Raw genomic sequence first — 4,313 nt, 5'->3', positions numbered from 1 at the left:
TCATATGCGCCTGGCACTTGGATTAGTATTGTTCATTCTGCCGGTGTTATATACCACTGAGCTGGTTGTTCATACTTCACATTCCTTTATCATTGCCATTAGTATTTTTGTTATTGGCTGGGTTATTCAGTTTATTGGCCATAAATATGAAAAGGCTAAACCTGCTTTTATGGATGATCTCAATCAGCTTCTGATTGGGCCATTTTTTTTGATGGCAGAGTTTTATTTTATATTGGGTTTGGAGAAAGACTTAGCCGCAGAAATTACCCCAATTGCACGTGATAAACGCCGTGCTTTAGAGGCTAAACGTCGTGCGTTGTAATGAATGACGAATTCATGGCAATAAAAAAGGCGCTTTCAGCGCCTTTTTTATGTGTGAAAATCTATTCGTTATCATCAATTAACGTTAAATTACTGGGTAAAACTCTGACTGTTTTAATCATATTATCCGCAACATCGATAACTTCTATTTGATAATCAACGATGCGTAAGCTGGTGTTTGCAGCTGGAATATCTTCGAGAAATTCAATGATAAGGCCATTTAAGGTTTTAGGGCCATCAATCGGAAGATTCCATTTCATTTCTTTATTAAGGTCACGAATGTTAATCGTGGCATCAATTAAGAAACTACCATCTTGTTGGATATTAATGTCTTCACTTGCTGTGGTCAGCATCGAGGTAGTGAAGTCACCGACAATCTCTTCTAGAATATCTTCGAGTGTGACTAAACCCTGAATATCACCATACTCATCAACAACCAAGCCTATACGTTCTTTATTTTGCTGGAAATTAGTCAATTGAACGTTTAGTGGTGTGCCTTCAGGAATAAAGTATAACTCCTTAACAGCCCGTAATAATGACGACTTGCTGAATTGCTCTTTAGATTGTAAGCGTAATGCATCGCGTAAGTGGATAAACCCGACTGCATCATCGATGTTATCGCGATAGACTAATACTCGAGTATGCGGACTTTGAATCACTTGCTTATTTATCAATTTAAAGTCGTCATTGACGTTAATCGCATAAATATCTGAACGCGAAATCATAATGTCTTCGACGGTGACTTTTTCTAAATCTAAAATCGACAATAACATTTCTTGGTGACGCTGTGGGATCAGTGCTCCAGCTTCATGCACAACGGTACGCAGTTCTTCTTGGCTTAACGCATCACTTGTTTTAACTGTTTTAATACCCATCAAACGTAAAAACATGGAGGTAATTAAGTTGATTGCTTTCACTAATGGCGACAGCAATATTAATAACCAGCCTAATAAAATACTCGACGGGAATGCAATACGTTCAGGGTGCAAAGCCGCAAACGTTTTTGGTGTGACTTCTGCAAACACTAACACCACAATAGTCAGAACACCTGTAGCAATAGCAACACCCATATCACCAAATAAGCGCATACCGATAATAGTCGCAATTGCTGATGCAAGAATGTTAACCAGGTTATTGCCGATGAGAATCAAGCCAATGAGTCGATCTGGGCGATCTAATAACTTTAAGGCACGCTGGGCACCTTTGTGGTCATTGGACGCAAGATGTCGTAAGCGGTATCGGTTGAGGCTCATCATTGCGGTTTCTGAACCAGAAAAATAAGCAGAAATCACGATTAAAACCAAAAGGAAAATAAGGAGTGCGCTGGTAGATATAGCGTCCAAAAAAGGGGCCCCATGAAGTGGTGTGAAATTGGCCTATTGGCCAAATTGTCATAAATTTAACGGCCATTATTTATTATTGGCCGTTAGTGTCAAGTAATCTTGGTTATTTTTCAACAGAATAGAAAAGCTTATTCAGTGTAGAAATATTAAAATCAGTTTAATATCAATTCTTTAACAACTCTAGCGCCAAAATAAGCTAGCGATAGTAAGCCTGCACCCGATAAGCTATAAATCACTGCGGTACGGATTCTACAGCCAACTGTATATTGCTGCCACAACATCACGGCGTAAACCACCCAAGCGATTATGGACAATATTGCTTTATGGCCTTTACCGTCGCCAAACATATCATCTAAAAATACAAATCCTGTTACCAGCGATAAACTGAGTAAGATAAAACCAATTATGATGAGGTGATAAAGTTGCTTTTCAACCGTCATTAATGGTGGCATAGCAGGGCTCATCATCATCTGTTTTTTCTTCAGTTTATTCTGGATAAACAACAGCTGAATTGCATACATAGCCGCTATCATCAAGGCGCTATACGCCATAAGTGATAATACTACATGCGCTAGGAGCTCAGGGTGTATTTCAAAGTGAGTAATAAACTGCGGTGGCACTAACCATAGAAGTGCTACTGATAAAATTGAGCAGGCATACACAACGGGAACAACAATGATGACTTTAAGTCGAGGCATTGTGATAGTGAACGTTAATGCAATAATCCAGTTAACCAATGAAATCACGTTGGTTAAACTAAAGTTTTGTCCATCTACGGTAAACACTGCATTCGAAAGCGCAAAACCGTGCATGATGACGGCAATACCAGAAGCCACCATAACGGCCTTACGGTTAGGCCCTTCAACATGAAAAAGTCGGCTTGTTACTAAAACCAAAGCTAAACAATAAAACAGCATGGCTGCCGCTGAAAAAATAACCATTGAGACTCAACCTATCATAGTAATTAATGCTGAAAAACTGCGCTGTGAGTGTTGAACAATACTATCAAAGCATCACATTTTCATTATTTTATTAGATTAACATGATCAGGGCCTAATATGGCAGTGACCTAAGACCCAAAATTTAACAGTTTCCTGCCTTTAGCTACAGTTTATTTACTCAAAATGAGCCAGTGTTTAAGTTCTTCGTGTTGCAAGTATCGTAATTTAGAGTGGCTTGGGTATAATGGGCACAATTATCGATATGCTTAAAAGAGCCGCTCAATGTTTGAAAATTTATCTGACAGACTTTCACGCACACTAAAAAACATTAGTGGCCGTGGTCGCTTAACAGAAGACAACATTAAAGAAACCCTGCGTGAAGTGCGTATGGCGCTGCTTGAGGCGGATGTAGCTTTACCTGTTGTTAGAGACTTTGTTAACAGCGTAAAAGAACGCGCTGTGGGTCAAGAGGTGTCAAAAAGCTTAAGCCCAGGGCAAGCGTTTATTAAAATTGTCCAAAATGAGCTTGAAAAAGCCATGGGTGAGGCGAATGAAGCCCTCGACCTAGCGGCAATACCTCCAGCCGTGATCATGATGGCGGGTCTTCAAGGCGCGGGTAAAACAACCTCGGTAGCCAAATTAGGTAAGTTTTTACGCACTCGTCATAAAAAATCAGTCCTTGTTGTTAGTGCTGACGTATACCGTCCAGCAGCGATTAAGCAACTTGAGACATTGGCTACAGAAGTCGAGGTTGAATTCTTTCCGTCTGACGTGAGCCAAAAGCCTGTTGATATTGCTAAAGCAGCAATAAACTATGCAAAATTAAAATTCATTGATGTGGTGATTGTCGATACAGCAGGTCGCCTGCACGTTGATGAAGCCATGATGGATGAAATCAAACAGCTGCATGCAACTGTCAATCCGGTAGAAACGTTATTTGTTGTTGATGCGATGACGGGGCAAGACGCCGCCAATACGGCTAAAGCATTCAATGAAGCTTTACCTTTGACGGGTGTTATCTTAACCAAAGTTGATGGTGATGCTCGCGGTGGTGCTGCGTTATCGATTCGCAGTATCACAGGTAAACCGATTAAATTTTTAGGTGTTGGTGAGAAAACCGATGCTCTAGAACCTTTCCATCCAGACCGTATTGCTTCGCGTATTCTCGGAATGGGTGATGTGTTGTCTTTAATTGAAGAAGTTGAACGTGGCGTCGATAAAGACAAAGCGATGAAGCTGGCTTCAAAAGTTAAATCTGGCGGCAGTTTCGACCTAGAAGATTTTCGTGAGCAATTACAGCAAATGAAAAACATGGGCGGAATGATGAACATGCTTGAGAAGCTTCCTGGTGTGGGACAATTACCACCAGAAGCATTGGCTCAGGTTCAAGACGGTAAAATGACCGGACAAATGGAAGCCATTATTAATTCAATGACGTCTAAAGAACGTAAGAATCCAGATTTGATTAAAGGATCTCGTAAACGTAGAATCGCTGGCGGTTCTGGTACCCAAATTCAAGATGTAAACCGCTTATTGAAGCAATTTACCCAAATGCAGAAAATGATGAAAAAGATGTCTGGCAAGGGTGGAATGAAGAAGATGATGCGCGGAATGGGCGGAATGTTACCACCAGGAATGAAGTTTCCTGGTAGATAATAACAGCATCTTTCAAGAGCAAAACTAGTAATTTTTAAATTCAATCAGTTGG

Annotated in this window: 4 protein-coding genes; 2 read left to right on the top strand and 2 right to left on the bottom strand. The window is 40.4% G+C overall.

Annotation, left to right across the window (positions count from 1 at the left end; all coding sequences use genetic code 11):
• Positions 1-322: Mpo1-like protein (locus CXF78_RS13155; RefSeq protein WP_145991440.1), on the top strand; the 322-nt coding region annotated here is incomplete at its 5' end.
• A gap of 61 nt (positions 323-383) precedes the next feature.
• On the opposite strand, the gene CXF78_RS13150 is transcribed toward CXF78_RS13155, so the two are convergent.
• The gene (locus CXF78_RS13150; RefSeq protein ID WP_011638371.1) at positions 384-1,664 is read right to left on the bottom strand and encodes an HlyC/CorC family transporter; all 1,281 of its coding nucleotides are present in this window, start codon (positions 1,662-1,664) and stop codon (positions 384-386) included.
• Between the two features lie 152 nt (positions 1,665-1,816).
• Positions 1,817-2,605, bottom strand: a complete 789-nt coding sequence (locus tag CXF78_RS13145; protein ID WP_011638370.1) for a cytochrome C assembly family protein — start codon at positions 2,603-2,605, stop codon at positions 1,817-1,819.
• Positions 2,606-2,887: 282 nt separating this feature from the next.
• Between CXF78_RS13145 and ffh the strand changes: the two genes are divergently transcribed.
• Positions 2,888-4,261, top strand: a complete 1,374-nt coding sequence (gene ffh, locus CXF78_RS13140; RefSeq protein WP_011638369.1) for a signal recognition particle protein — start codon at positions 2,888-2,890, stop codon at positions 4,259-4,261.
• Positions 4,262-4,313: the final 52 nt, after the last annotated feature.

This window comes from Shewanella sp. 11B5 (genome assembly GCF_002836795.1).
GTDB classification, from domain to species: domain Bacteria; phylum Pseudomonadota; class Gammaproteobacteria; order Enterobacterales; family Shewanellaceae; genus Shewanella; species Shewanella frigidimarina.
Note: the sequence above shows the minus strand (reverse complement) of the source record. Positions and strands in the feature narration are given on the sequence as shown.

Coding starts and splice junctions, on each gene's coding strand:
- CXF78_RS13145 (WP_011638370.1), bottom strand. CDS start 2,605: ATGGTTATTTTTTCAGCGGCAGCCATGCTGTTTTATTGTTTAGCTTTG.
- ffh (WP_011638369.1), top strand. CDS start 2,888: ATGTTTGAAAATTTATCTGACAGACTTTCACGCACACTAAAAAACATT.